This window comes from Mesorhizobium sp. WSM4809 (genome assembly GCF_055811655.1).
In genome coordinates this window covers 1-448 of sequence record NZ_JBVVQW010000068.1, presented here as the reverse complement: position 1 = coordinate 448, position 448 = coordinate 1, and the positions used below count along the sequence as shown (strand labels likewise).

General features: G+C 52.0%; 1 protein-coding gene. It reads left to right on the top strand.

The genetic code is table 11. From position 1 onward, the window contains the following. Positions 1-138: 138 nt before the first annotated feature. On the top strand, positions 139-448 hold a 310-nt coding region (locus AC0L24_RS33885), incomplete at its 3' end, for a phosphatidylglycerophosphatase A (protein ID WP_473565098.1).

Here is a 448-nt window from a genome sequence, read left to right as displayed (position 1 = left end):
AACTGAACCGTGGCGCGCTGGATGTGGCTCTCGGACACCTGGGCGTACCGTTTACCTGTATCGGGCAAATGACCGCCGATATCGAAGGGCTTTGTTTTATTCGTGACGGCGAACCTGTTACATTAGACTGGAAAGGATATGACCATTTTGCCACGCCATAAAGATGTCGCGAAAAGTCGCCTGAAGATGAGTAATCCGTGGCATCTACTTGCTGTCGGATTCGGAAGTGGATTAAGCCCGATCGTTCCTGGGACGATGGGCTCGCTGGCAGCGATTCCGTTCTGGTATCTGATGACCTTTTTGCCCTGGCAGCTCTACTCGCTGGTGGTGATGCTGGGGATCTGTATCGGCGTCTATCTTTGTCATCAAACGGCGAAAGACATGGGTGTGCACGATCATGGCAGCATTGTCTGGGACGAATTTATTGGTATGTGGATCACGCTCATGG